Origin of the sequence: Thermotoga sp. SG1 (assembly GCF_002865985.1) — a bacterium.
GTDB lineage: Bacteria > Thermotogota > Thermotogae > Thermotogales > Thermotogaceae > Thermotoga.
On record NZ_LNDD01000001.1, the window covers coordinates 175,441 to 200,661 of the forward strand.

Here is a 25,221-nt window from a genome sequence, read left to right on the forward strand (position 1 = left end):
GTATCATTTCACGTTAACATAGAGAACCATTTTTCCATCATCGTAGAATCCTCTCACAAGCACATAGGCTTCTTCACCCTCTCCAACGAGTGCCTCCATCACAGCTTTCATGTCCAGAAACAGGAAGAAAACATCCTTTTCACCCGGATGTTCACCGGGAGTTTTCGGTGTGAACTGCTCACTCTTCAAAACGACCGTGCCGTTTTCTACAACAAGGCGCAGATTGTTCTGCAGGATGAACTCTTCTCCTTTCTTTTCGTACTGAACACTGGACTCTTTCAGAGCCTCTTCGATGGCTTCTGGATCTTTTATCCTGGCCTTTGCCACAAGTTCAAGATTGGTAGGTGTCGCCCCTGAAATAAAGTCCATGAGCGACGAAGAGATGTTGGCACTGATGAACATGGGGGTATCCAGCTTTTTCGAAAGATCCTCTATAACTTTTCCGAGCTTTTCGTCAGGAAGCTGGATAGGCATTTCCATGTCCTCACTGGAAAGGTTAAAACCTGCGCCAGAAATCACATCCATCAAACCATCGTAATCTGCCGTATTGAATATGAGTGTCAGCTCACCGTACACGTAATAATCTTGTGAGATGTTCTTTGGTTGGCCAACTTCTTCCAAGAAATCCCTAGAGGTGTCATCATTGGGAATCACTTCTGTCTCTATGGTGAGATGATCCTCGACCTGTTCTTTCCTGCTCACAATTGTGAATGAATAGTCTTTCACATGAACTCTGGCGTAATTGAAGAAATCAAGGTTCTTCAGCTCCTCAGGAACACTTCTTCCGCCCTTCAAAGCGGCGCTCACTGCTTTGCTCGTACCTATGAAAAGGTAACCATCTTTTTCTGTCACAACAACGTTCTCTGCTCCAAAAAGATCAGCCACGAGGGATTTCACACTGTCTTTTAAGCTCTTCGCCTTACTGGAAGGTCCCAGGATAAAACAGTTGTCTTCATCGTCGAGTTGTACGTAAAGGAGTTCATGGGAGAAAAGATCATAGAAGTCTGAAGGCTCTATGTTTCTGCTGAGAAGCTGGGATTCCAGAACACCCTGAACCATCATCTCCAGACCAAGAGTTTCTGTGAGGAATCTTCCGGTGGGGAGGCTTTTGAGTTCACCGTAGAAGTCCGAGAGATTTTTCACATACCGAACAGCCTTGAAATCGGTCGGGACATAGTTTAATATTTGTGAAAAAGAAAGGACAGCGATCAACACCGAAATGAAAACGAGCCACTTTCTCATAACGAGGACCTCCTCCTTATTTTTCTTCACCAATCCTTATGATAACACAAGAAAGGAGGTAGCAAGTTGAGGAAATCTCTTGAATCAGGAAAGTGTGTGGTTCTGGAGGTTCTGACACCGCGAGGGACGAATCTAAAAAAGTTTCTGGATTTCACCGAAAAAGCCTGGGAAACGGGTATCGACGCGTTCACGGTGACAGATATGCCTATGGGCAGGGTGAGGATGGCACCATGGGCAGTTTCTCACTTGCTTGTCGAGAGCGGGAAAGAAGTTCTCATGCATTTCACAAGGAACACCAGAAACATGATAAGGATACAGTCCGACCTTCTGGGGTGCCACGCCCTTGGAATAGAGAATCTTTTACTTCTCTCAGGAGATGACCCGTCTCATGGGGACTATCCAGGGACAACTTCTGTGAACGACGTGGATATACTGGATCTTATACGACTCACAAAGCTTCTGAACGAGGGAACGGATCTTGCGGGAAACAGGATGTACGGAAAGACAAATTTCTTCGTTGGAGGTGCGTTGAATCCATTCAGTGAAAAGGATATAGAAAGGGCAAAACAAAAAATCGAAGCAGGGGTGGACTTTCTCGTTACACAACCTCTTTTCCAGAAAGATGTAGCACAAAACATCAAGGAGAAATTGAACACGAAAATCCTTGTTTCGATAGCGTTCTTCGAAAACGCAAAGCAAATGAACCACTTTTCTGGTGTTCCAGGAATAGAAATACCAGAGGAAATAATCGAGTCGGCCGAAAAGGGCGATGAACATGTGAAGGAAAAAAGTTTTGAAGCTGTTCTGAGGTTCGTCGAGGAAACCAAAAATCTTGTCGACGGTTTCTACATAGTGGCTGTTGTGAAGGATCTCGAAAAGATAAGGATGGTGGTGGAGGTTGTCAAAGGTTGAACTAGATCCGAGGGAAATAAAGATCCCGGACAACGTTTTGAGAGCGAAACTTGGATTCGGAAAGGCCAAGAAAATTCCAGAGCATTTCAAGGAATATGTGATGAAGGCTTATGAAGAGTTGATCAAGGTTGCAAAGCCCGTCGTTTTGTGGAAGGATTTCGAAACAAACGAAACAAAGGGATCACTTTTCTTCAACGGTATAGAACTCAGGGGTGATTTGGCGAAGAAACATTTAGCAGGTAGCAAGATCATCACTGTTTTTCTTGCCACACTAGGAAAAAGGGTGGATGAGAAAATAGAAGAATGCTTCAAAGAGGGAAACGACCTTCTTGGATTCTTCATAGATGGTATCGCATCGGAGATGGTGGAGTACGCTCTCAGAAAGGTCGACTCCGATCTGAGGACAAAACGCCCCCATCTCGAAGGAAGCTTCAGGATATCACCGGGTTATGGAGACTTGCCGCTCTCACTGAACAAGGAGATAGTAAGAATTTTCAAGGATGAAGTGGATGTTAACGTGATCGAAGATTCCTACGTTCTTGTTCCCAGAAAAACCATCACAGGACTCGTGGGATGGAGGGAAAAGAATGAGGAGCAGACATGAAATCGCAAAAATACTGTCGGAGAAGGTTCTGCTACTGGATGGGGCGTATGGAACAGAGTTCATGAAACTAGGACACGAAGAACTTCCAGAAGAACTGAACATAAAAGCACCTGAGGTGGTTTTTAAGGTTCACAAAACGTACATAGAGAGTGGTGCCGATATAGTGCTAACGAACACCTTCGGTGCCACGAAAATGAAACTGAGAAAGCATGGGCTGGAAAGGAAGTTAGATCCCATTGTCAGAAACGCAGTGAGGATCGCAAGAAAAGCTGCCGGTGAAAAGCTCGTCTTCGGCGATATCGGTCCAACGGGAGAGCTTCCTTTCCCACTCGGAGACGTTCTATTCGAAGAGTTTTACGAAAATTTCAGAGAAACAGCCAGGATCATGGTGGAAGAGGGCGTGGACGGAATCATTCTAGAAACGTTTTCCGATATTCTGGAACTGAAAGCGGCGGTTCTCGCGGTGAGAGATGTTTCAAAGGATGTGTTCCTCATAGCACACATGACGTTCGATGAGAAAGGAAGAAGCCTCACGGGAACAGACCCAGTGAATTTTGCCCTCACTTTCGATGAGATGGATGTCGATGCCCTGGGCATAAATTGTTCACTCGGCCCAGAGGAAATTCTTCCCATTTTTCAGGAATTGTCTCATTACACCGACAAGTTCCTCGTCGTAGAACCGAATGCGGGAAAACCGATCCTGGAAAACGGAAAGACAGTTTACCCGTTGAAACCAGAAGATTTTGCCGTTCACATCGATTCCTACTATGAAGCGGGTGTGAACATCTTTGGTGGCTGCTGTGGTACCACCCCTGAACACATCAAATTGTTCAGAAAGGTGCTCGGAAACAGAAAACCACTCCAGAGGAAGAAGAAAAAGATCGTCGCTATCTCTTCTCCCTCAAAGCTTGTGACTTTTGACCACTTTGTGGTGATAGGGGAGAGAATAAATCCAGCGGGAAGAAAGAAACTGTGGAAACAAATGCAGGAAGGAAATCTGAACGTAGTGATGAACGAGGCAAAAATCCAGGTAGAAAAAGGTGCAGAGGTCCTCGACGTCAACTTCGGCATAGAAACCCAAGTGGATCCATCTTATGTGGAAAAAGTGGTACAGTCACTTCCCTATACAGCAAGCGTTCCCCTGTCTCTGGACGTTCAGAGTTTAAACCTTGCAGAAAGATCCCTGAGAGTATACCCCGGAAGACCCCTGTTCAACTCCTCAAAGGTCACAGAAAAAGATCTCGAAGAGAAGATAAACATGTTGAAAAGATACGGAGGGGTTCTCATCGTTCTTCTCATGGGAAAGGATGTTCCAAAGACTTTTGAAGAGAGGAAGAGAAACTTCGAGAAAGCTCTGAAAATCCTTGAAGAACACCATTTTCTGGACAGAGTACTGTTCGATCCAGGAGTTTTGCCTCTTGGAGCAGAAGGAAGGCCCACCGAGGTATTGAAGACCGTAGAGTACATCTCGGAAATGGGTTTCAAAACGACCGTAGGTCTTTCCAATCTCTCCTTTGGCCTGCCCGACAGGAGTTTTTACAACACGGCTTTCCTCGTTCTTGGAATATCAAAGGGATTGAGTTCAGCCATCATGAATCCGCTCGATGAGAACCTGATGAAAACCCTGGACAGCACACTCGTGATACTTGAAAAGAAGGATCTTCCAAAAGCCGAAGTAAAAGAGGAAAAACTGGTGGAAGCGATACTTTCAGGGAAAAGAGAAGACGTTGAAAAAGAAGTGGAGAACCTCTTGAAAGAAAAAGATCCCCTCTCGATAATAGAGGAACACCTGAGACCGGCCATGGAGAAGATCGGTTTGCTTTACGACAAAGGAAAAATATTCCTTCCCCAACTCATTCTTGCAGCTCAGACTGTAAAACCCATCTTTGACAAACTAGCATCGATGCTCTCATCCGAAAACCAGGGAGAAACCTTCATCATAGCGACTGTGAAAGGAGACGTACACGACATAGGAAAGAACATCGTAGCGTCCGTCATCAGAAGCAGCGGATATCGAGTGATGGACTTGGGAAAAGATGTCGATACTGAAAGAATAGTGGAAGCGGTGGAAAAAGAAAAACCGGTTGCACTGGGACTTTCTGCCATGATGACGACCACCGTGGGAAGGATCAAAGAGGTCGTCGAAAGTCTCAAAAAGAAAGGATTGAAAGTCCCGGTTATAGTAGGAGGTGCTTCTTTAAACGAAAAACTGGCGAAAGAACTTGGAGCCGATTACTATGCGAAGAACGCTTCTGAGGCTGTGAAGATATTGAAGTCTCTTGGGAGATGAGAATATGGATACGATAGTGGCAGTTGCCACGCCGCCCGGAAAGGGAGCGATAGCGATCTTAAGATTGAGTGGCCCTGAAAGCTGGGACATTGTAAGAAAACACTTCAAAACCCGCTCGAACATCGTCCCAAGAAAAGCAATCCATGGATGGATACGGGAAAACGGAGAAGACATAGATGAAGTGGTGGTGATCTTCTACAGGTCTCCAAAGAGCTACACCGGGGAAGACATGGTAGAAGTGATGTGCCATGGTGGGCCACTCGTCGTGAAAAAGCTCCTTGACGTGTTTTTGAATGCAGGGGCGAGGATGGCAGAGCCGGGTGAGTTCACAAAGAGAGCCTTTCTGAACGGAAAGATGGATCTCACCTCCGCCGAGGCAGTGCGGGATCTTATAGAAGCAAAGAGTGAAGCAAGCCTGATGCTTTCTCTGAAAAATCTGAAAGGTGGTCTGAGACAATTTGTTGAAACACTGAGGGAAGAACTCATAAACGTCCTCGCGGAGATCAGGGTAGAACTGGACTATCCCGATGATGTGGAAACGGATGTGGAAATTGTCAAAACAAAGATCGAATCGATTCACGAAAGACTGAAAGAAGAACTGGAAAAAGCGGACGCGGGAATCATGTTGAACAGGGGTCTTAGGATGGTGATAGTGGGAAAGCCTAATGTGGGAAAATCCACTCTTCTGAATAGATTTCTGAAAGAAGACAGAGCGATTGTTACCGACATACCTGGGACCACAAGGGACGTGATAAGCGAAGAGATCGTTATAAAAGGCATTCTGTTCAGAGTTGTGGATACAGCGGGAGTGAGATCCGAAACGAGAGATCTGGTGGAAAGGCTGGGAATAGAGAGGACTTTCCAGGAGTTAGAAAAGGCCGATATCGTTCTCTTCGTGCTCGACGCATCGTCACCATTGGACGACGAGGACCGATTGATTCTCGAGAGAATAAAGCACAAAAGATACCTTGTGGTGATAAACAAGGTGGATATCGTCGAAAGAATAGACGAGGAAGAACTGAAAAGAAAACTCGGAACCGACAGGCACATAGTTAAGATCTCAGCACTGAAAGGTGAAGGCTTGGAGAAACTGGAAGAAGCCATCTATAGGGAAACACAGGAAATATTCGAGAAGGGTTCTGGTTCTCTGATAACGAATCTTCGTCAAAAACAGCTGCTTGAAAACGTGAAAAAATCTCTGGAAAGCGCCATCGAATCTTTGAAGAACAAAACACCTATCGATCTGGTATCCATCGATCTGGAGAGAGCACTTCATGTTCTCGACGAAGTCACCGGCAGGAGTTTCAGGGAGGATCTTCTGGACACGATATTCTCGACCTTCTGCGTGGGAAAATAAAGGGGAAGGGACTCCCCTTCCCCATCACTTGACCTTTTCTTTGAGAGCCTTTCCGGGTCTGAACTTTGGAACTTTCCTTTCGGGAATGGTAATGGGTTTCTTGGTCTGTGGGTTCACGCCTTTCCTGGAGGCTGCCTTCCTCACTTCAAAGCTCCCAAATCCAACTAGCTGAACCTTTTCGCCCTTTGCAAGAGCTTCCGTGATCGTCTCGAGAACTGCATCGAGGATCACTTTCACGTCCTTCTTCTTCGCACCCGCTTTCTTCGCCACCCTGTCAATGAGTTCCTTCTTGTTCATGAAACCCCCTCCTTCCTAGGGTTGTGAAGCAATCTCCTCACTGCTTGTAAATATACCATTTTGTGCGAGGGGTTTGCAAGTCTCTATACAAAAGCGATTCGAAGATTTTGAATTCCAAAACCAGCATCAGAAGTGGATTTGGATATCACACAGAAAAAAATTAGATTTTTTACTAAAAGTTTACAATCTCTCCAGGATTCTCTTTGCCACCTCAACGCTTCCTATTACCCTCGCTATTTCTTCCACGGAAGCGGAGTGAATGCTCTCTATAGAACCAAAGTGCTCAAGAAGCTTCTTTTTTCTGATGGGTCCCACCCCGGGAATTTCGTCCAGAACAGATTTGAGGGACTCTTTTTCCCTTTTTCTCCTGTGGTAGCTGACGGCGAATCTATGAGTTTCGTCCCTCACCTGGATGAGAAGTCTCAAAACAGGATGATCTTGAGGAAGCACGATATCCTTTTCCTCAGTCACGATGATCTCTTCTTTCTTTGCAAGACCGACAACAGGACATGCTTTCCCCAGATCTTTCAACGCTTCAAGGGCGGCGTTTACCTGTCCCCTTCCACCGTCCACAAACAAAAGGTTCGGAAGAGGATGTTTGCTGTAACGTCTTCTTACAACCTCCCTTATCGCTTCGTAATCGTCCGGCCGTTCCAGATTCAACCTGTACCGTCTGTACTCGCTCTTTTTCGGGAGGCCATCCTCGAATACCACAAGGGAAGCAACGGTGTGTTTGCCCTGAAGATGAGAAACGTCCATCCCTTCTATTCTATAGACGAATTCTTTCAGGTTCAGCAGTTTCATCAACTCCTTCAGCGCTTCTTTTTTAAGCCCTCTCATACTCAGCTCAGTTTCGAGATTTTTTCTGGCTTTTTCCAGCAGATCCTTCTCCGGTTGAGATCGAGGTTTTCCAACATACTGGAAACCCAGTGAAGTGTAGTCCATTTCGTCCAGGTCGCTTTCCACTATGAGAGAATTTGGCACATCTCCCCTTCCAGACACGTAGTATTCTCTTATGAAGTCGTCCAGGTTTCCTCCTTCCATCTCAAAAGAGATCTTTCCGATCAGATAGCCATCCCTTACCCTCAAAACCACGAACAATCCCTGAGCGTGAACTACAACGTCACAGTTGATCTTCTCTTCAAAAGCAACTCCCTGCGATTCCAGAACACTCGAAAGGTTCAAAAGCAGATCCCTGTACTTTGCGGCATTCTCAAAATCCAGCATCCTGCTGTGAAGTTCCATCTTTCTGCGCAGATAATCGAAAACGTCCCGCATGTTTCCAGAAAGAAAGTCTCTCAGTTTCTCTATCGCTTCCCTGTGCTGATCGACGTTACCGGCGCACGGACCAACACACCTTTTCAGATGGAAGAGAAAGCAGGGTCTTTTCACCCTGTTCAGATTGAACTTGCACGTTCTAAAGCCCAGTATCCTTTGAAGCGTCTCAAGAAGATCTCGAACGAAACGAACCGTCGTGTAGGGGCCGAAATAGGTACCATCTTTCAGCCTTCTCTTCACGATTTCCACATAAGGGATGTCGTCATTCGATATCCGGATGTAAGGGTAAAACTCCGTGTCTTTTAGTCGAACGTTGTACTTTGGCCTGTATTTTCTTATGAGATTTGCTTCCAGAAGAAGCGCTTCTTTTTCTGTTGTTACCACGATCGTTTCCAGATCGTCCGCCTCTTCTACTATCCTTTTAACCTTCTCCAAAGAGGGATTGAGATAACTTTTCAATCTGGAAGAGAGCCTCTTTGCCTTTCCTATGTATATGGGAGTTCCACCCTTTTTGAACAGGTAAACTCCCGGATCATCCGGTGCCAGTTCGATCTTCTTTCTGATCGTTTCCCTCAAAGACCTGCCTCACCTCCTCCTCACTGAGGAACCTGTACTCACCCGGTTTCATTTCCTGGGGAAGTCTGAGCCCACCTATTCTGACTCTCTCCAAATGGATCGTTTTCAAACCAACTGCCGCTGTCATTCTTTTCACCTGATGATACTTTCCCTCTGTTATGACAATTTTCACCGTATCATTCGAGATTTTCTCCACGTGCTTTGCCTTTGCAAAGAAACCATCCCTTAAACTCACACCTCTTCTCAGTTTTTCCAGTTTATCCTCCGTTATTTCACCTTCCACTCTGACCACATACTCTTTCTCGACCTTCCATTTTGGAGAGATCACCCTGTGGGCAAACTCACCATCGTTGGTCACCAGAAGAAGCCCCTCTGCATCCTTGTCGAGTCTTCCCACAGGGAATATACCCTTTATATCCGGTAAAAACTCCATGATAGTTTCCGAGTGAGGATCTCTGGTGCTTGTAACGTAGCCGGCGGGTTTGTAGAAGAGGATGTAGACTTTTTCGGGAAGATCGATCACCTTTCCATCGACTTTCACCACATCTTTATCCGAGAGTTTGTAAGCGGGATCAAGGACTGTTCTGTCGTTGACGGTTACCCTTCCGTGTTTTATTATCGCCCTTACTTCTTTTCTTGTTCCTATCCCCCTGTTTGAGAGGTATCTATCCAGTCTCATTTTTTCTTTCCGTCCAGATAGATGATGAGGTTGGATATATCGGAAGGATTGATGCCCGGGATCCTCATGGCCTGTCCTATCGATCTTGGTCTGATCCTCTTCAACTTGTCCCTTGCCTCGGTGGAGAGGTTTGGAACAACGTCGTAGTCTATGTCTGAAGGTATCTCGTAACTTTCGTACTTTTCGAATACCGCCACCTCTTCAAACATCTTCTGAATGTATCCTTCATACTTCACGTTGATCTCCACCTGTTCCACAACCTCTGGATCGTCTATGGGATTCGGGTCGAATCTCTTCAGCGTCTCGTAACTCAACTCTGGTCGTTTCAAGAGCTGGTAGAGAGAGGTTGCTTCTTTCAGAGGAGTTGTGCCTTCGGCCATCAGAATGTCGTTGATTCTGCCTGAGGGTTTGATCACAACCTTTTTGAGCCTCTCCATCTCTTCTTTGACTCTTCTCCCCAGACTCAGCACCTTTTCGTAGAACCACTTCGGGATCAATCCAACACGATAACCGTGTTTTGCCAGTCTGAGGTGAGCGTTGTCGTGTCTTAAGAGAAGGCGATACTCCGCCCTTGAGGTGAGAAGTCTATAGGGCTCATCTACACCCTTTGTTACCAGGTCATCTATGAGAACTCCGATGTAGGCTTCCGACCTTTTCAAAATCAGGAGAGGTTCCCCTCTCAACTTCAAAGCGGCGTTTATACCGGCTATTAAGCCCTGACCAGCCGCTTCTTCGTAGCCGCTCGTTCCGTTCACCTGCCCTGCGAAGAACAGGTTCTCCACGATCTTCGACTCGAGTGTTGGATAGAGTTGTCTTGGATCTATGTAGTCGTACTCGATAGCGTAAGCAGGTCGTGTGATGATGGCGTTTTCCAGCCCCTTCACGCTCCTTATCATCTTTATTTGGGCTTCATACGGAAGACTCGTACTCAGACCGTTCAGGTAGTACTCTTCCGTGTCTCTGCCCTCTGGTTCAACGAAGACCTGGTGGGATTCCTTGTCCCTGAATTTGATCACCTTGTCTTCTATCGATGGACAATACCTTGGTCCAACACCCTCTATGAGTTTTACGGTTCCGTAGAGTGGCGAAAACTCCAGGTACTGCCTTATTATGTTGTGGGTTTCGGGATTTGTTCTGGTCAGCCAGCAGGGATAATCTTTTGGAAGGACTTTTGGCTCGCTGAAGAAGGAAAATGCAAGAGGCTCGTCTGAGGTGTCCTGCCTCTCCATGACAGAAAAGTTTATGCTGCGCTTCAAAACCCGAGCGGGAGTGCCTGTTTTGAATCTTCCAACCTCAAAACCCAGTTCGATCAGATTCTGCGTGAGCTTTGCGGCCGGAAACTCTCCCATTCTGCCTGCAGGAAAGACCGATCGACCTATGAAGATCTTTCCCCTCAAAAACGTGCCGGTTGTAATGATGACGACCTTCCCCAGATAGTCTATTCCGTAGTTGTCAACAACTCCGACGACTTTGCCTTTCTCCACAAGAAGCCTCTCAACGATTCCATGTCTCAAAACTACGTTCGGGTTAGTTTCGAGTTTTCTCTTCATGGTTCTGCTGTACGAGATCTTGTCTATCTGAGCTCTCAGAGCTCTTACAGCCGGACCTTTACTCACGTTCAGCATTCGCACGTTGATCATCGTCTCATCGGTGGTTTTGGCCATCTCGCCACCGAGAGCGTCGATTTCACGAACAACAACACCCTTTGCGGGGCCGCCTATGGCTGGGTTGCAAGGAGCCCAGCCCACCGTGTCGGGATTCACGGTAAGCACCAGTACCCTGAAACCCATTCGAGCAGAAGCCAGAGCCGCTTCTATACCGGCATGACCGGCACCCACCACTATGATGTCATAGACTCTATCATCGTCTGGTCTCAAATTCTCACCTCATGCCAGTCTTATGGGCATGACAATGTAGATGTAGCCGGAGATATCGAGAGGATTTATCTGACAGGGACTGGTTGAGTCCACAAAGTTCATCTCCAGTTCTTCCGTTTCAATGCGCTTCAGAGCATCCACTATGAACTTCGGATTGAACGCTATGATGAGGTCTTCACCCTCCTTTTGAACCTCCAACTCATCGATGACTTCACCGTAGTCCGGACTCTTACTCACAAGTCTCATCGTGTTCTCTTCTATCTCAAACTTCACGGATTCGCTTCCTTTGCTGGCAATCACCATCACCCTTTTCAAAGACTCCTGAAGGGACTTCTTCGAAACAACCACCTTCGTTTTGAAGGTCTCGGGTATCACCCTTCTGTAATCGGGGAACTCCGCGTCCACCACTCTCATCACGGTTTCAACATCGTTCGTTGTGAGGGAAACCCTTCGTCCATCGTATCTCACAACCATTGTCGGTTCCGTTGTGTTGTTCAAAACGTTCTGGACTTCCCTCATGCTCTTCAGAGAAAGCAGGAAGTTCGTCTCTTCCTCGTTCTCTATTTGCTCTTCGGCCAGTGCCAATCTGAAACCGTCGCTTGCCACGAGCCTGAGAAAACCTTTGTGAAGTTCCCAGAACACACCGTTCAGGTTTCTCATGAACTCATCTGTTGCTGCTGCAAATACGACCTTCTCAACCATTTCCTCCAGGAGTGATGTGTCGATTTCGAAGGATATTCCAGATTCCGCGGGGGCAATGTCCGGAAATTCATCGGCCGGCATGGTTGTTATCCTGAAAACAGTACTTCCCGACGTGATCACCAGATTGTCTCCTTCGAGGGAAAGTTCAGTAGTCTCATCTGGCAAAACTTTCACAAGTTTCTGAAAAACATCCCCCGGCACCACAAATCGAGCATCCCCGGAGATCTCAGCGCAGTTAACAGATGCCTTAACACCCGTTTCAAGATCTGTAGCACAGATGAAGAAATTTCCGTCCTTCACCTCGAAGAGAAAACCGGCAAGGACCGGTTTGACCGATTTCTTTGCGAGTGCTTTTGATGCTATCGTTACCTTGTCCTTCAGTTCCAGTGTGGTGGTCACGATCTTCATCTTTACACCCCCATTAGAATTTTAACACGAGTTTCAAAATAGAATACACACCCGCAGAAGTCGCAGCGACGGTGGGAACGATCAGAAACCAGGAAATAACAATGTTCTTGAGAACACCGACGTTCACAACCTCAATCCCTCTGGCCAGCCCCACGCCGGTGACCGCTCCCACAACCACGTGCGTGGTGGAAACAGGAAGACCCAGTGAGGATGCAAGTAGAACCGTCGTTGCCGCTGAAAAGTCAACAGTGAATCCCCTTGAGTTCGTCAGGGTGGTTATCTTCTCGCCCACCGTCTCCATGACCTTCTGCCCGAGAAAGAAAACCCCCATGGAGATACCGATTCCACCCAAAGCAAGTGCCAGAAAGGGAATTTCAACGGTTTTGGGGATAACACCCGTTGATGCAACAATCATGACTGCGGCTATTGGACCAGCAGCGTTTGCCACGTCGTTTGCACCGTGCGAAAAAGAAACGTAGCAAGATGTCAGAATCTGAGCACGTTTGAACACATTTTCCACCACGTCGTATTCGTTCTTGCTGTTTCGAAGCAACCTCTTGACGATCAGATGCAGTGAGATAAAAGTCACTACGGCAAGGATCACTCCCAAGATCAAAGACTCAGACAATGGCTGTTTCAGGGTTTTTTTCACAAAGAGGGATGCCATGGTGAAGATGGCCAAGGATATGAAAAAGGGAACGGCGAAAATAGAAGATCTTTTCGGGTTTTTTGTGTGAAATATGGTGAAGGAGATCAGTTTGAAAACAACAAAAGACAGTGCTCCACCCAGGAGAGGCGAAACGATCCAGGACAGGACTATGAAGAAAAACACCTTCCAATTTATTCCGTTGAAACCCGCTGCTACAATTCCAAATCCCAGCATGCCTCCAACTATCGAGTGTGTTGTTGACACGGGATAACCCCAGTTCGTGGCAACGAGAATCCACAAAGAAGCTGCTATCAGCGCCGAAAGAGAACCGTACATGAGTTCGACCGGTTGTATCCTTTCGATCTCCACGATTCCCTTCACTATTGTCTGTGAAACGTGAGATCCAAACATCACAGCCCCCAGAAACTCCAGCAACATGGCTATCAAAGAAGCCTGCTTTACGGTGATGGCTCTGGCACCCACAGCAGTCGCCATGGAGTTTGCCACGTCGTTGGCTCCTATGGAGAACGCCATTATGAATCCGAGAACTCCTGCCACAACGAGTATCAACACAATACTCCCTCCTTTATTTCAAAATTGCAGAGTTTATCCTCTTCGTTATGTCCTTTCCCTGGTCCGCGATCTTCGAAACAAGACGTGCTATCTTGTTCAGAAAGATGAGATCGACTGGATTCATGGAATTCTTCAAAGAGTAGAGTTTCTTTCCAAGATCTCTGGAGATAGTGTCCACCTCTCTTTCCTCCATTGAGACGTCAAACACTTCCCTCCTTTCCTTCTCCTCTTCGATTGGGGAGAAGTCCGTTTCTGCCAGAACCTTCAGTTGCTCAACAGCTTCCACCGTTTCTCTGATCGTGTTGAGAACACTGTCAACGAGTTCCAGGAAGCGGTCTTTTACCTCCTTTGGCACATCATCAACTCTGTTCATGTCGAGCATGATGACCACATCTCTTACGATGTCGAGTATTTCGTCCGATTTGTGCACTATGTAGAGGAAATCATCCTTCTCGAAGTAGGAGTATTTGATCTTCTGGTAGATCCTCTTCAGCTTTGCTTTCAACTGGTCAGCGTCTCTCTCCAGGTCGATGACACGGTTGAGGTGTCCTTCACCGAATTTCTTTTCAAAATAGTCCTGGATGGCATCCTTGAGCAAAACCACCGCTGTTTCTCCCCGTCGAGCAAGGTCAATGAGCAACTGAATCGGGGATTCCTCAGGTATCATCTTTTCTATGAACCTCATGATCTCACTCTCCTTTCAAGAAGGCACTCTTTATGATTATATCTATCAACTCCTCAAAGTCGATGCCAGCCGCCTTTGCACTCGCAGGAAGGTCACTAAGTTCTGTAAGCCCTGGAACCGTGTTTATCTCAAGGAAGAAAAATTCTCCATTGAAGAAGATCCCATCCACACGACCAAAACCTCTGCAACCAGCTTCAGTGAACACTCTGAGGGCTGTTTCTTTCACTAGCCGTTCCTCATCTGGTTCCAATGGGGCTGGTAGCAGAAATTCCGTCTCACCTTTTGTGTACTTTGCGATGTAATCGTAGAATTTCCTCCTCTTTGGTCTCAGCTCCAATATAGGCAAAACCTTGAATCCTCTTTCGGTCTCTATTATGGATACCGTCATTTCCCGCCCCGGGATGTATTCCTGAACGATCACACTGCCGTAGAGCGGTAGATCCTCTTTCAGCGCCCTCTGAAATTCCTCGTCTGACTCACAGATGAAAACACCAATGCTGGAACCTTCCCTTCGTGGCTTCACCACACAGGGATATCCGATAGGAGATGAGTCGAGGTATTCTTTGAGTTCAACGAAGTTCGGTATTTTGACAAGATCTTTCAAGAACCTGTAGGTGAGAAGTTTGTCGAAACAGAGCATGCTAGAGAAAGCATCAGAACCCGTGTACCGAACCCCGAGAAAATCCAGTATAGACTGAAGTGAACCGTCTTCCCCAAACGTTCCGTGAAGCACGTTGAATACCAGGTCGAATTCTTTCAGTTTCGGCGCCTTTTCCAAGAAATCCTCGCCAACGTCGAAGACAACGTAATCGTATCCCAGAGCATCAAGAGCTTTTTTTACCCTTTCTCCGCTTCTCAGTGAGATTTCTCTTTCTCTTGATGTTCCCCCCATCAGTAGTGCTATCTTCATCGTACTTCCTCCCGATGAATATCTTTCCATTCTCTATAACAGCAACCTCATCATCTTTCACACTTCTGCTTTTTCCGCATTCACACCTCAAGTAGAACCCATACCTTCCGAAAGAAAGAACCATGTCCTTCCCACAGGAACATTTTTGATCCGTTGGATAATTGACAGCAATCCTGTCATTCCTGTCAAAGACCTTTGAAAAGGTTCGATAGAAATCTTGTAGAACTCCCTTGTCAGTTTTCTTGCCCTGTTCTACCTCGTCGAGTTCTTTCTCCATCTCAGCGGTGAAAGAAACATCCACGATGTCGGCGTACTTCTTTTCCAGGTAATCCATAACAACACTTCCGATAACCGTGGGATAGAGGTATCCTCTGATTTTCTTCACGTATTTTCTGGAAAGAAGAAGTTTTATCGTGGCAGCATAGGTGCTGGGACGTCCTATTCCGAGTCTTTCCATCTCTTTCACCAGAGTACCTTCGGTGTATCTAGGCTTGGGCTTTGTCTCCAGTTCTTTTATCTCTACATCCACTGGTTTTACGATCTCCCCTTCTTTGAAAGGAAAATCACCAACGTTCCTCTCCGTTTGCCACACTCTCTCGTAACCATCAAAGATCTTTTTCAAGATCGATCCTTTGAACCGATATTTCCCGTCTTTCGTTTTCAACACAAAACGTGTTTCTTCGTACTCTGATGGTTTCATTTGAGAGGCGAGAAATCTCTTCCATATCAGTTCATAAAGCTTTCTCTGATCTGGGTTCAAATACCTGCTGGCCTTTTCGGGTGTCATGAAAACGTTCGTTGGACGTATGGCTTCATGGGCATCCTGTACGTTGGTTGTATTGGTCCTCCTTCTCTTTCCAGTTCCGATGTATTCTTTTCCAAAATCCTTTTCTATAAGTTCACGGGCGTCCTCTTTAGCGTAGTCTGAAACGCGAGTGGAGTCCGTCCTCATGTAGGTGATGAAGGCGATGTGTCCTTCCTCTGTTTCCACCCCTTCGTACAACTGCTGGGCGAGTAACATGGTCTTTGCTACAGAAAAACCCAGTTTCGCGTAGGCTTCCTGTTGGAGTGAACTGGTCTTGAAGGGTTCTGGTGGTGAGAACTTCTTTCTGGAGACGGTCTTTTCCTCCACAACCAGTTCCTCTATGGACTGCAACTCTTTGAGTACATCCTCTTCCAGAAGGGTCTTTTCCTTCGTTATCATCTCGGCTTCCAGACCATGGAACTTAACGACAACGCGATGGTATTTCTTCGGTACAAATCTCAGTATTTCCCTTTCCCGGTCACACACAAGTTTCAAAGTAGCAGACTGAACCCTACCGGCACTCAAGTTGGATTTGAAATTCCTCCAAAGCACAGGACTTAGAGAGTAGCCAACGATTCTATCCAGAATCCTCCTTGCAAGCTGGGCATGAACCTTATTCATATCTATTTTCCTGGGATTTTTGACCGCTTCCTTTATGACCCTGGGGGTGATCTCTGAGAAGATGATTCTGTTTCTCTTTCCGAGGGTGTTTGTGAGTCTGGCCACATGCCACGCGATGGCTTCACCCTCTCTGTCCATATCGGAAGCGATGAATATCTCTCCCTCTTTCGAAATAGCCTTTATCTTTTCGACGATCTTTTCCTTTCCTTTTATCACGGTGAACTGTGGTTCGAAGTTGTTCTTCAAATCAACGCCGAACTTACTCTTTGGAAGATCCACGATGTGTCCCATCGAGGCGAAAACCTCGTACTCGGGTCCCAGAATTCCCTTTATCGTCTTTGCCTTCGCCGGAGATTCCACTATTATGTACTTCTTTTTACTCATTCAGCTCCTCACCTCTTATGAATATCCTTCTTTTGAGGTTCTTGTCGTACTCCGTCCACACCTGATCCGAATCGGCGTTCTCTATGATTTCAAAGAACCTGGCAAGTTTTGAGTCGAGATTTTCCACATGGTGAACGATCAACGCCTCTATGGTCTTCGGTACAACGGGAGATCCCCACTCCAGTTCTCCGTGATGAGAAAGGATGATGTGTTCCACCTCCAGTACCTTTTTCTCAGGAAGGCCAAGTTCTTTTGCTTTCTCCCTCACCATCATGGCACCTATCGATATGTGCCCCTTCAATTCTCCCTCTGTGGTCACATCAATCCCAGATTCTGTCACGACGTACTCTCTCACCTTCCCTACGTCGTGAAGAAGTGCCCCAGTTATGAGAAGGTCTCGATCCAGTGGGTAATACCTGCTGATTTCCCTGCATATTTCTGCAACCGTGAGACTGTGTTCAAGAAGGCCACCTATGTAGGCATGATGAACCCTCATTCCTGCGGGTGATTTGAAGAACTCCTCCGAAAACTTCTCATCTTCCACGAAAAACGCTCTCAACAATCTCTTGTAATCCCGATCTCTGATCTGATCTATCAACGAGAACAATTTCTTCTTCATAACCTCAGGGTCTTTCTTTGATTGGGCTACAAATTTTGTGAAGTCGTATTCATCCTTCTTCAAAACTCTGATAGCGTTGTAGTCGTTCTCCACGTTTATCTGAATTCTATTTTCGAAAAAGACGACTCTTCCCCTCACCCTGACAACACTTCCTTCTTTCAACCTTTGATCGTTCAGCTCAGCGTTGTACCAGTCAACGGCCCTCACTGCCCCTGTTCGATCTTCCAGGGTCATTATCAGAAACTTCTTGTTGTCCTTCGTTTCCTGAAGCTTTTTGCTTCGAATCTTCAGAACGATTTCAACGTTATCGTTGATGTGATCTTTGAGATCTTGAACGAAGAGTTCCCGACCAAGCAGATCTTTCGGCATCAGATCTCCCAGTTTCAATTCACTCACTTCCTTTCTCAACGATCAATTTCTTCAAAAAATTGAAATCCTCAACAGGATGTGGAAAAACAACCGATGTTCCATCTTCAAAGTAGAAAACGACAGACAAGGCCCTCTTCTCCACACCCTTCACCGAAGAGAGCCTGAAGACTTTTTTCCCCAATCTCAACGCGTCTGCTTCCTGATCGACAACGATTTCTCTTTTGAATATGGAAAATACCCACACACCGAAGATTATATCCAGAATCAGGAAGAGATACCTCAGAAAAGCCAAGAGGGGTTTGTATAAAAGGAAAATTGTGAGATCAAAACTCACAACCCATAAGGCGAGCAAGGCAAACTTGTACCAGAAAGGTGTTCTGAACCTTATTGTCATGAACAACGCGGGCGGAACGCCCGCTCACACCTCCGAAACCTGACCTACGTATTTCTTCACCTTTCCGGCCTTCAAGCAAGAAGTGCAGACTCGCATTCTCTTGATGGTTCCATCCGAAAGCACGACTCGCACCTTTTGAAGATTCGGTCTGAACCATCTGCCGGTCTTCTTGTTGGAATGACTCACGTTGTTTCCAGATCTGGGTGCCTTTCCACACACTTCACACCTTTTTGCCATGATCACGACCTCCTGTGGATCTGTTTTCTCTCTTCATGAGTATACCACAGTTATCTGGAGTACTTCATGTACTCTCTTATCTTTCTTTCCATCTCTCTTCTCTTTATCGCCTCTCTCTTGTCGTACTTCTTTCTTCCCCGTGCAACGGCTATCTCTACCTTCGCTATTCCTCTATCGTTGAAATATATCTTCAAGGGGACTATGGTGATTCCTTCCTCCTGCACCTTTCCCATGAGCCTTTTGAGTTCTCTCTTGTGAAGAAGGAGTTTCCTGGGTCTTTCTGGATCGTGGTTGTGTATTCCACCGTGACTGTACGGTGGTATGTGGAGGTTCAAAAGGTAAAGTTCTCCGTCTTTGAACCGGCAGAAGGAATCTTTGAAACTGACCGAGCCGTTTCTGAGGGACTTCACTTCAGTTCCAGTAAGAACGATACCCGCCTCGTACGTTTCAAGAATCTCGTAGTCTGTATAGGCCTTTTTGTTTGTAGCCACGATTTTCACTCTCTCACCCCAGCCAAAGACCTTCAAAATGGTCTATCCCGTTTGGTGTCACCCTCACGAAATCTACCCTCACAGGTCCTTTCAATTTTTTCTGGAGTACGTACAGTCTTGCCACTTTTTCTATGTTTCGAACCTTTCTCATATCAATCCTTTCGAGAGGATCCACCCTTCCCTCACCACTTTTGACTTCCACGAACACGATTTCTTTTCCACAACGAGCTATTATGTCTATCTCTCCGTACTTTGTTCGGTAGTTTCTTTCCAGGATCTTGTATCCCTTCTTCTTCAGAAAGTTGCATGCGATATCTTCAGCTGCTTTCCAGTCCATCATCGATGAATCCCGGGAACTTTTATGTGATCATCTTTTTCATCAGGGAAGTTTTTCTTTATGAGATCTCTATCTTCGAAAAATCTGGGTTCACCCGTTCTGAGTACGACAACATCTTCGACTGGTGTGTACATCGGTTCGACACCTTCAACGTCCACTTCACTCAAAAGCTCCACATAATCAAGTATTTCTTGAAAATCTTTCATGAGACTTTCTCTTTGCTCTTCCGAAAGCTCGAGCCTTGCCAGGTTTTCAAGATGAAGGACCAGGTCTTTTGTAACCTTTATCATTCTTCCAAACCTCCTTGAGATCGTCCTTTGAAACACTGGCCGCTTTTATGTTCTCGTTTTTGAGCTCTTCATAGAGCTCTTCTCTCAAAATTTTCACATGCTTTGGGGCCTCTATTCCGATTTTAACAGAATTTCCTTCGATTTTCAGAACGGTTATCACTATATCATTGCCAACCACGATCTTTTCTCCAACTTTTCTCGTGAGAACCAGCATACTATCACCCCAGTGTTCTGTAGGTACCACCGGTAAACTCCACAAGCCCCATAAGTTCCAGTTCAGAAATCACTCTGAGAACCTCCGACACATCCCATTTCAGTTCTTCTATCAGCTCATCCACGGACTTTGGAGAAACCTTCAAAGATTCGAAAACCATCTTTTGCGCCGGATCGAGTGAAAGATCCTTTTTTGAGGCAATTCCAAAGTAAAGTCTCAGGTCTTCTTCGTCTGTGAGAGGATACGCTCCAGACTTGACAAGATAGTTCGTTCCTTCACTCGTACTCCTGTCTATATCACCGGGGACCGCGAACACATCTCTTCCATTTTCCACAGCAAACTTTGCTGTTATTAGCGCACCACTCCTCACAGGAGCCTCCGTGACGATGATCGCTTTGGAAAGCCCTGCTATGATACGATTTCGCGCCGGGAAATGATACTTTTGAGGTCTTATCCCCATCGGATACTCACTAACAACACACCCACTCTCCAATATCCTGATGAACAAATCCTTGTTCGACTTCGGATAGATCACATCCACTCCTGTGCCGAGTACCGCAACAGTTTTTCCCCCTCTTTCCAGAGCCTCTCTGTGAGCAACAGAATCTATTCCAAGAGCCATCCCAGAAACGATCACAAAACGCTCACACAAAAGTCCCACAAAACGCCTTGTTACACTGATTCCGTAACCCGTTGGTTTTCTTGTTCCCACAACTCCTACACAGCTCTTTCTGAGAAGACTGTCATCTCCCCGAACGAAGAGAACGACAGGTGGAAACTTGCTTTTTCTCAGAGACTCAGGATAAGAATCATCCCAGAAAGAGATGAGTCTCACATCGTATTTTTCTATGAGAAATTTCTGTCTTTCAAATTCTTCCTCATTGCATCTTTCCCGGAACTTTTGTGCCTTTTTTGGATCGGAGTGCTCTAAAAAGGCCTTCAGCTCAAGATGGGGTTCCAGTTCTGAAAATCTGTATCCTCCATGGTAAACGAGTAACGCTATCTCAAGGGGCGTCATTTCTGTGCTCCTCGAGTATCTTCTTTATCTTTTCCTCCACACCCTGTGGTCTTCCGGGAAGACATCTGTTGGTTTCTGCTTGCCCTTTCACTATCGCCTTCGCATAGGCTTCACAGCCGGCAAATCCACAAGCACCACAGTTTATACCGGGAAGAACCTCCACTATCATCTTCACTCTAGGATCTTCTTCCACCTTGAACTTTTGAGCAGAATAAGCAAGAAAAACGCCGAATCCAAATCCCAGAATAGCGAGAAGAAGTGTAGAGTAAAGAACAACCAACTCCGTCACCTCCTCATAGTTTCACCATACCCTGGAAACCCATGAACGCCAGAGAAAGAAGACCAGCGGTGATCAGAGCGATGGCGGTTCCTTTGAAGGATTCTGGAAGATCGTAGAGATCGAGTTTTTCCCTTATACCAGCAAAAATCACCAGTGCAAGAGCAAATCCCAAACCCGACCCAAGAGCATGAAAGACAGCCTCAACAAAGGTCAACTTCATGAGACTATTCAGAAGTACCATTCCAAGAATCGCGCAGTTCGTTGTGATGAGAGGAAGAAATATTCCAAGGGCTTCGTACAGATCGGAACTCGATTTTTTCAGGAAGAGTTCAACGAATTGAACGAATGAGGCAATAACCAAAATGAAAACGATCGTTCTCAAAAATTCGAGTCCAGTGGAGATGAGGAGTCTATCTAAAAACCAACTGATCGCAGCAGAAATCGTCATGACGAAGGTAACGGCGATACCCATTCCGGTTGCCGTTTCCAGTCTTTTGGAGACCCCAAGAAAGGGACATATCCCCAGGAACCTGGCGAGAACGAAGTTGTTTACAAAAATGGCAGAGAAGAAAAGCAAAAAGACCTTCATTTCGTTTCACCTCTCTTCTTCATTCTCATACCAACGTAAGTGAAAAGAGCCGAAAGAAGTCCTAGTGTTATATAAGCGCCAGGCGGAAGTATTTCCAGAAAGATTTTAACTTTCCAGATTTCGTATCCAAAGATCGTTCCGTTTCCAAAGAACTCCCTTACACTGCCGAGCAAAACAAGAGAACCCGTAAAGCCAAGTCCCATCCCCAGACCATCGAGGAAAGAATCGAAAACTCCGTGTTTAGAAGCAAAAGTTTCTGCCCTTCCCATGATTATACAGTTGACGACGATGAGTGGAATGAAAAGACCAAGTGTCTTCCACAGTTCGTAAGTGAATCCGTGCATGAGAAGATCTATCATGGTGACAAAAGATGCTATGACAACGATGAATATGGGAATTCTGATCTTTTCAGGAACGAGTTTTCTTATGAGAGAAATGACCACGTTTGACATGGTGAGAACCGCCGTGGTGGCAAGACCCATTCCCAGACCGTTGATCGCACTCGTGGTGACAGCAAGGGTGGGGCACATCCCAAGGACCTGAACATACGTTGGATTTTCCTTTATGAAACCCTTTGTGAACTCCTTGATACGGCTCATTTCAACACCTCCTCGGTCAGGTACCTGTACATGAGGTTCAGAGCTGTTACAACCGCTCTGGGTGTGATGGTTGCACCCGTCATAACATCGCTCACCTTCACAATTCCTTTCTGTTTCAACTCATCGGGAGTACCTTTTGGAAGACCTGCATCTTTGTCCACCTTCAGTCCATCCTTCAAACCCTCCGATGGGATGGGAAAGAATCTCTTCTGAATATCTTCCTCTCCTATCTTTGCCCCAAGGCCAGGTGTTTCTTGAGAGTAGTCGATCACCCTCACGGAGTTGAGCATCAAACCATTTTTCGTTTCAAGAAAGCAGGCCACCACGGTTACGTTCCCTCCAAAACCCGGCGCGTAACCTGACAGAACATATGCGCTCTTCCCATCTTTTGTTTTGAACTTGTAGATTGGACCCAGTACAGCACCTTCTTTGTATTCCTTCAAAGTGATCGTGTCTATTCCTGTTTTTTTAACCACTTCCTCGATCATTTCTTCATCCACCAAATAGTCTCCTGTAAAAGGATCTTTCAGAACGAATTTGATGGCTACCAATTTCGCTGCGTTGTCTGCCTCCTGGATTTTTCCTTTCACTCCTACGTACACAAAACCAAGAAAGAGTCCCGATATCGCTGTAAAGATCATTAGAATCAGACCAGTTTTGATGATGTCTTTCATTCTTTCACCTCGCCGAAGATACGTGGTCTGGTGTACCTATCTATCAGAGGAACCAGTGCGTTCATAAAGAGAATCGAAAATGAAACACCCTCTGGATATGCTCCAAAGAGCCTTATCGCCATGGTGAGAACACCGCATCCCACACCGAAGATCAACTGACCCTTTGCGGTGATCGGGCTCGTCACCATGTCGGTGGCCATGAAGAGAGCACCGAGCATGAGACCACCGCTGAGGAGATGAAAGAGAGGATCTCCAAATCTCGGGTTCACCAGATAGGCTATGGAAGAAAACAGAAAAACAGTTCCTATGTAAGAAATGGGTATGAAGATCTTCACCCTCTTTCTCAGAAGAAGATAGAGAAATCCCACAAGGAGAAGAAGTGCACTCGTTTCACCAAGAGATCCCCCCACATTCCCTATGAACAGATCCCAGTAGGAGATAATCACACCGTGTTCCTTGAAGAGGGCAAGAGGAGTGGCCGCTGTCATCACGTCTGCTGGGGATTTCAAGAATCCCGCACCGGGTACAACCCACGTGGTCATGTAGGTGGGGAAAGAAATAAGAAGGAAGGCCCTGCCGACAAGCGCCGGATTGAATACGTTCTGTCCAAGACCTCCAAACGCGTGCTTTCCCAATCCCAGTGCGAAGACGAGTCCCACCAGAAAGGCCCAGAAGGGAAGCCTTGTGCTCACGTTCATCGCAAGAAGCAACCCGGTCACGGCTCCGCTTCCATCAGGAACAAAATCTTTTATACCCCTCAGGTATCTCATGACGAATATGTCGAAAAGTTCCCCAAGCAACGCCCCTGAAACGCAAAGAAGCAATGCGTACCACCCGAAAAAATAGGCCGCTCCGGCAACAGCAGGAGAGAGGGCGATGAGAACGTCTATCATGACCTTTCTCACATCGTCATTTTCCCGAAGATGGGGTGCGTAAGCGCTCGTCAACTTCATTTTCTACCCCTCCTTGTGGCCCGATAGACGGTTTTGGCAAGTTTTATGTATCTCACGTGCTCTATCTTGGACGGACAGGTGTACGTGCAGGATCCACACTCTATACAGTCCATGAGACCGTTTTCCACTGCCTCATCGTATCTTCTCTTCGTGGAAAGAAGATAAAGCAGATAGGGCTGAAGATTCATCGGACACACCTGAACACACTCACTACATCTTATACAGGGTTTCTGAGGTTGGGGTTTTTTTGGAAGAAAGGCCGTTATTCCGGAGGTTCCCTTCATAACGGGAGTGTCAAGGCTTGTTATAGAAATTCCCATCATGGGACCACCCAGAATGACCCGTTCCGTGTATTCATCGATCCCACCGCAGTACTCGAGTACGTCTTTTACGGGTGTTCCGATTCTGACAATGAGATTTTTCGGATCTCTGACAGCGTCACCGCTGACCGTCATGCCTCTTTCTACAAGGGGTTTTCCATCAACGACCGCTTCTTTCACAGCAACACAGGTTCCAACGTTTTGAACGACTACCCCGACGTCCATAGGAAGACCGCCTCTTGGGACCTTCCTTCCTGTGATGGCGTATATGAGCTGCTTTTCTGCTCCCTGAGGGTACTTTGTCTTGAGAAGTGCCACATCAACGGGATGTCCTTTGAAGACCTTCTTCAAGTGATTGTAGGCATCCATCTTGTTGCTTTCCACTCCGACCACTGCCTTCTGAACTCCCAGCACTTTCATCATGATCAAAATTCCCTGGAGTATGTCTTCTGCCTTCTCCAACATCAGTCTGTGATCTATTGTGAGGACGGGTTCACATTCTGCACCGTTGATGATCAGGGTGTCTATCTTCTTCTCAGGAGGTGGTGAGAGTTTCACGTGGGTGGGAAACATGGCTCCACCGAGTCCAACTATTCCCGCCTTCTTGATAACGTCCAGTATCTCCTCTTCCGACATGCGTTCGAAATCACCTGTTTCCAGCCCCACCCATTCGTCATCGGAGGTTCTTTCGATCACGACGGCTTCAACGGGTTTTCCAGCGACTGGATGAAGGATCTTTTTTATCTCGATCACCTTTCCCGTCACAGGAGAGTGAAGGTAAGCCGAGATGAAACCATCTGGCTCTCCAATGATCTGTCCCGTTTTCACCTCATCACCGGGTGAAACTAGTGCTTTGGAGGGACTTCCGGCATGGTTCAACAGAAAAACGTAGACTTTCTGAGGAAGTGGCATCTTTTCGATTGGTTTTTCCTTTGTCCAATCTTTCAACTGTGGAGGATGTACTCCTCCTTTGAAAGTGAGCACGCTT

28 protein-coding genes are annotated in these 25,221 nt (G+C 46.4%); 4 read left to right on the top strand and 24 right to left on the bottom strand.

Annotated features, from left to right (window positions below):
- Nucleotides 1–3: 3 nt before the first annotated feature.
- The gene (locus AS006_RS00835) at nt 4–1,242 is read right to left on the bottom strand and encodes a hypothetical protein (protein WP_101512492.1); all 1,239 of its coding nucleotides are present in this window, start codon (nt 1,240–1,242) and stop codon (nt 4–6) included.
- Nucleotides 1,243–1,308: 66 nt separating this feature from the next.
- On the opposite strand from AS006_RS00835, the gene AS006_RS00840 reads away from it, so the two are divergent.
- The 4 genes from AS006_RS00840 to mnmE are packed head-to-tail and all read left to right on the top strand — an operon-like array spanning nt 1,309 to nt 6,405.
- A complete protein-coding gene (locus AS006_RS00840; RefSeq protein ID WP_101512493.1) occupies nt 1,309–2,154 on the top strand; it encodes a methylenetetrahydrofolate reductase in 846 nt (281 codons plus the stop codon).
- Complete coding sequence (locus AS006_RS00845) at nt 2,141–2,758, top strand: methionine synthase (RefSeq protein WP_101512494.1); 618 nt, start codon at nt 2,141–2,143, stop codon at nt 2,756–2,758. The genes AS006_RS00840 and AS006_RS00845 overlap by 14 nt, the downstream gene beginning before the upstream one ends.
- Nucleotides 2,742–5,048 (top strand): homocysteine S-methyltransferase family protein, encoded by a 2,307-nt coding sequence (locus AS006_RS00850; RefSeq protein ID WP_101512495.1) that lies wholly within the window; start codon nt 2,742–2,744, stop codon nt 5,046–5,048. Before AS006_RS00845 ends, AS006_RS00850 begins: the two co-directional genes overlap by 17 nt.
- 4 nt (nt 5,049–5,052) lie before the next feature.
- Nucleotides 5,053–6,405 carry a tRNA uridine-5-carboxymethylaminomethyl(34) synthesis GTPase MnmE gene (mnmE, locus tag AS006_RS00855; protein WP_101512496.1) on the top strand — a complete coding sequence of 451 codons (1,353 nt, stop codon included), beginning with the start codon at nt 5,053–5,055 and terminating at the stop codon, nt 6,403–6,405.
- 24 nt (nt 6,406–6,429) lie between these two features.
- Here the strand turns inward: mnmE and hup are convergent, their stop codons facing one another.
- The 23 genes from hup to rsxC all read right to left on the bottom strand — a co-directional run bounded on the left by hup (nt 6,430) and on the right by rsxC (nt 25,217).
- Nucleotides 6,430–6,702: a DNA-binding protein HU gene (gene hup, locus AS006_RS00860; protein ID WP_101512497.1), complete on the bottom strand. Its 273-nt coding sequence runs from the start codon at nt 6,700–6,702 to the stop codon at nt 6,430–6,432.
- A 180-nt stretch (nt 6,703–6,882) separates the two neighbouring features.
- Nucleotides 6,883–8,556 (bottom strand): excinuclease ABC subunit UvrC, encoded by a 1,674-nt coding sequence (uvrC, locus tag AS006_RS00865; RefSeq protein ID WP_101512498.1) that lies wholly within the window; start codon nt 8,554–8,556, stop codon nt 6,883–6,885.
- Nucleotides 8,513–9,235, bottom strand: coding sequence for a pseudouridine synthase (locus AS006_RS00870; protein ID WP_101512499.1), 723 nt, complete (start codon nt 9,233–9,235; stop codon nt 8,513–8,515). Before AS006_RS00870 ends, uvrC begins: the two co-directional genes overlap by 44 nt.
- Nucleotides 9,232–11,112 carry a tRNA uridine-5-carboxymethylaminomethyl(34) synthesis enzyme MnmG gene (gene mnmG / locus AS006_RS00875; RefSeq protein ID WP_101512500.1) on the bottom strand — a complete coding sequence of 627 codons (1,881 nt, stop codon included), beginning with the start codon at nt 11,110–11,112 and terminating at the stop codon, nt 9,232–9,234. The genes AS006_RS00870 and mnmG overlap by 4 nt, the downstream gene beginning before the upstream one ends.
- Before the next feature lie 9 nt (nt 11,113–11,121).
- Entirely contained in the window at nt 11,122–12,222 is a 1,101-nt protein-coding gene (gene dnaN, locus AS006_RS00880) for a DNA polymerase III subunit beta (RefSeq protein ID WP_101512501.1), read from the bottom strand.
- A gap of 13 nt (nt 12,223–12,235) precedes the next feature.
- Nucleotides 12,236–13,444, bottom strand: a complete 1,209-nt coding sequence (locus tag AS006_RS00885; RefSeq protein ID WP_101512502.1) for an inorganic phosphate transporter — start codon at nt 13,442–13,444, stop codon at nt 12,236–12,238.
- A gap of 13 nt (nt 13,445–13,457) precedes the next feature.
- A complete protein-coding gene (locus AS006_RS00890) occupies nt 13,458–14,129 on the bottom strand; it encodes a DUF47 domain-containing protein (protein WP_101512503.1) in 672 nt (223 codons plus the stop codon).
- A 4-nt stretch (nt 14,130–14,133) separates the two neighbouring features.
- On the bottom strand, nt 14,134–15,039 hold the full coding sequence (locus tag AS006_RS00895) for a D-alanine--D-alanine ligase (RefSeq protein WP_101512504.1): 906 nt from the start codon (nt 15,037–15,039) through the stop codon (nt 14,134–14,136).
- A complete protein-coding gene (gene topA / locus AS006_RS00900) occupies nt 14,954–16,849 on the bottom strand; it encodes a type I DNA topoisomerase (RefSeq protein WP_101512505.1) in 1,896 nt (631 codons plus the stop codon). The genes AS006_RS00895 and topA overlap by 86 nt, the downstream gene beginning before the upstream one ends.
- Entirely contained in the window at nt 16,842–17,855 is a 1,014-nt protein-coding gene (locus AS006_RS00905; protein ID WP_199167293.1) for a 3'-5' exoribonuclease YhaM family protein, read from the bottom strand. The genes topA and AS006_RS00905 overlap by 8 nt, the downstream gene beginning before the upstream one ends.
- Nucleotide 17,856: 1 nt before the next feature.
- Entirely contained in the window at nt 17,857–18,129 is a 273-nt protein-coding gene (locus AS006_RS00910; RefSeq protein ID WP_233185577.1) for a hypothetical protein, read from the bottom strand.
- Between the two features lie 126 nt (nt 18,130–18,255).
- Complete coding sequence (rpmB, locus tag AS006_RS00915; RefSeq protein ID WP_101512507.1) at nt 18,256–18,468, bottom strand: 50S ribosomal protein L28; 213 nt, start codon at nt 18,466–18,468, stop codon at nt 18,256–18,258.
- Nucleotides 18,469–18,518: 50 nt separating this feature from the next.
- A complete protein-coding gene (gene smpB / locus AS006_RS00920; RefSeq protein ID WP_199167245.1) occupies nt 18,519–18,968 on the bottom strand; it encodes an SsrA-binding protein SmpB in 450 nt (149 codons plus the stop codon).
- 4 nt (nt 18,969–18,972) lie between these two features.
- Complete coding sequence (locus AS006_RS00925) at nt 18,973–19,299, bottom strand: YraN family protein (RefSeq protein WP_101512509.1); 327 nt, start codon at nt 19,297–19,299, stop codon at nt 18,973–18,975.
- Nucleotides 19,296–19,586 (bottom strand): Asp-tRNA(Asn)/Glu-tRNA(Gln) amidotransferase subunit GatC, encoded by a 291-nt coding sequence (gene gatC / locus AS006_RS00930; protein WP_101512510.1) that lies wholly within the window; start codon nt 19,584–19,586, stop codon nt 19,296–19,298. The genes AS006_RS00925 and gatC overlap by 4 nt, the downstream gene beginning before the upstream one ends.
- Entirely contained in the window at nt 19,549–19,800 is a 252-nt protein-coding gene (csrA, locus tag AS006_RS00935) for a carbon storage regulator CsrA (protein WP_101512511.1), read from the bottom strand. Before csrA ends, gatC begins: the two co-directional genes overlap by 38 nt.
- A gap of 4 nt (nt 19,801–19,804) precedes the next feature.
- Entirely contained in the window at nt 19,805–20,818 is a 1,014-nt protein-coding gene (gene dprA, locus AS006_RS00940; protein ID WP_101512512.1) for a DNA-processing protein DprA, read from the bottom strand.
- Entirely contained in the window at nt 20,805–21,107 is a 303-nt protein-coding gene (locus AS006_RS00945) for an RnfABCDGE type electron transport complex subunit B (RefSeq protein ID WP_101512513.1), read from the bottom strand. Before AS006_RS00945 ends, dprA begins: the two co-directional genes overlap by 14 nt.
- A gap of 4 nt (nt 21,108–21,111) precedes the next feature.
- Nucleotides 21,112–21,687: an electron transport complex subunit RsxA gene (rsxA, locus tag AS006_RS00950; protein ID WP_101512514.1), complete on the bottom strand. Its 576-nt coding sequence runs from the start codon at nt 21,685–21,687 to the stop codon at nt 21,112–21,114.
- Nucleotides 21,684–22,286, bottom strand: coding sequence for an electron transport complex subunit RsxE (gene rsxE, locus AS006_RS00955; protein WP_101512515.1), 603 nt, complete (start codon nt 22,284–22,286; stop codon nt 21,684–21,686). The genes rsxA and rsxE overlap by 4 nt, the downstream gene beginning before the upstream one ends.
- On the bottom strand, nt 22,283–22,960 hold the full coding sequence (locus AS006_RS00960; RefSeq protein WP_101512516.1) for an RnfABCDGE type electron transport complex subunit G: 678 nt from the start codon (nt 22,958–22,960) through the stop codon (nt 22,283–22,285). The genes rsxE and AS006_RS00960 overlap by 4 nt, the downstream gene beginning before the upstream one ends.
- Nucleotides 22,957–23,913, bottom strand: a complete 957-nt coding sequence (locus AS006_RS00965; RefSeq protein ID WP_101512517.1) for an RnfABCDGE type electron transport complex subunit D — start codon at nt 23,911–23,913, stop codon at nt 22,957–22,959. Before AS006_RS00965 ends, AS006_RS00960 begins: the two co-directional genes overlap by 4 nt.
- The gene (gene rsxC, locus AS006_RS00970) at nt 23,910–25,217 is read right to left on the bottom strand and encodes an electron transport complex subunit RsxC (protein WP_101512518.1); all 1,308 of its coding nucleotides are present in this window, start codon (nt 25,215–25,217) and stop codon (nt 23,910–23,912) included. Before rsxC ends, AS006_RS00965 begins: the two co-directional genes overlap by 4 nt.
- Between the last annotated feature and the right edge of the window lie 4 nt (nt 25,218–25,221).

Coding starts and splice junctions, on each gene's coding strand:
- AS006_RS00835 (WP_101512492.1), bottom strand. CDS start 1,242: ATGAGAAAGTGGCTCGTTTTCATTTCGGTGTTGATCGCTGTCCTTTCT.
- AS006_RS00850 (WP_101512495.1), top strand. CDS start 2,742: ATGAGGAGCAGACATGAAATCGCAAAAATACTGTCGGAGAAGGTTCTG.
- mnmE (WP_101512496.1), top strand. CDS start 5,053: ATGGATACGATAGTGGCAGTTGCCACGCCGCCCGGAAAGGGAGCGATA.
- hup (WP_101512497.1), bottom strand. CDS start 6,702: ATGAACAAGAAGGAACTCATTGACAGGGTGGCGAAGAAAGCGGGTGCG.
- AS006_RS00870 (WP_101512499.1), bottom strand. CDS start 9,235: ATGAGACTGGATAGATACCTCTCAAACAGGGGGATAGGAACAAGAAAA.
- dnaN (WP_101512501.1), bottom strand. CDS start 12,222: ATGAAGATCGTGACCACCACACTGGAACTGAAGGACAAGGTAACGATA.
- AS006_RS00890 (WP_101512503.1), bottom strand. CDS start 14,129: ATGAGGTTCATAGAAAAGATGATACCTGAGGAATCCCCGATTCAGTTG.
- AS006_RS00895 (WP_101512504.1), bottom strand. CDS start 15,039: ATGAAGATAGCACTACTGATGGGGGGAACATCAAGAGAAAGAGAAATC.
- topA (WP_101512505.1), bottom strand. CDS start 16,849: ATGAGTAAAAAGAAGTACATAATAGTGGAATCTCCGGCGAAGGCAAAG.
- rpmB (WP_101512507.1), bottom strand. CDS start 18,468: ATGGCAAAAAGGTGTGAAGTGTGTGGAAAGGCACCCAGATCTGGAAAC.
- AS006_RS00925 (WP_101512509.1), bottom strand. CDS start 19,299: ATGATGGACTGGAAAGCAGCTGAAGATATCGCATGCAACTTTCTGAAG.
- gatC (WP_101512510.1), bottom strand. CDS start 19,586: ATGATAAAGGTTACAAAAGACCTGGTCCTTCATCTTGAAAACCTGGCA.
- csrA (WP_101512511.1), bottom strand. CDS start 19,800: ATGCTGGTTCTCACGAGAAAAGTTGGAGAAAAGATCGTGGTTGGCAAT.
- dprA (WP_101512512.1), bottom strand. CDS start 20,818: ATGACGCCCCTTGAGATAGCGTTACTCGTTTACCATGGAGGATACAGA.
- rsxA (WP_101512514.1), bottom strand. CDS start 21,687: ATGAAGGTCTTTTTGCTTTTCTTCTCTGCCATTTTTGTAAACAACTTC.
- rsxE (WP_101512515.1), bottom strand. CDS start 22,286: ATGAGCCGTATCAAGGAGTTCACAAAGGGTTTCATAAAGGAAAATCCA.
- AS006_RS00960 (WP_101512516.1), bottom strand. CDS start 22,960: ATGAAAGACATCATCAAAACTGGTCTGATTCTAATGATCTTTACAGCG.
- AS006_RS00965 (WP_101512517.1), bottom strand. CDS start 23,913: ATGAAGTTGACGAGCGCTTACGCACCCCATCTTCGGGAAAATGACGAT.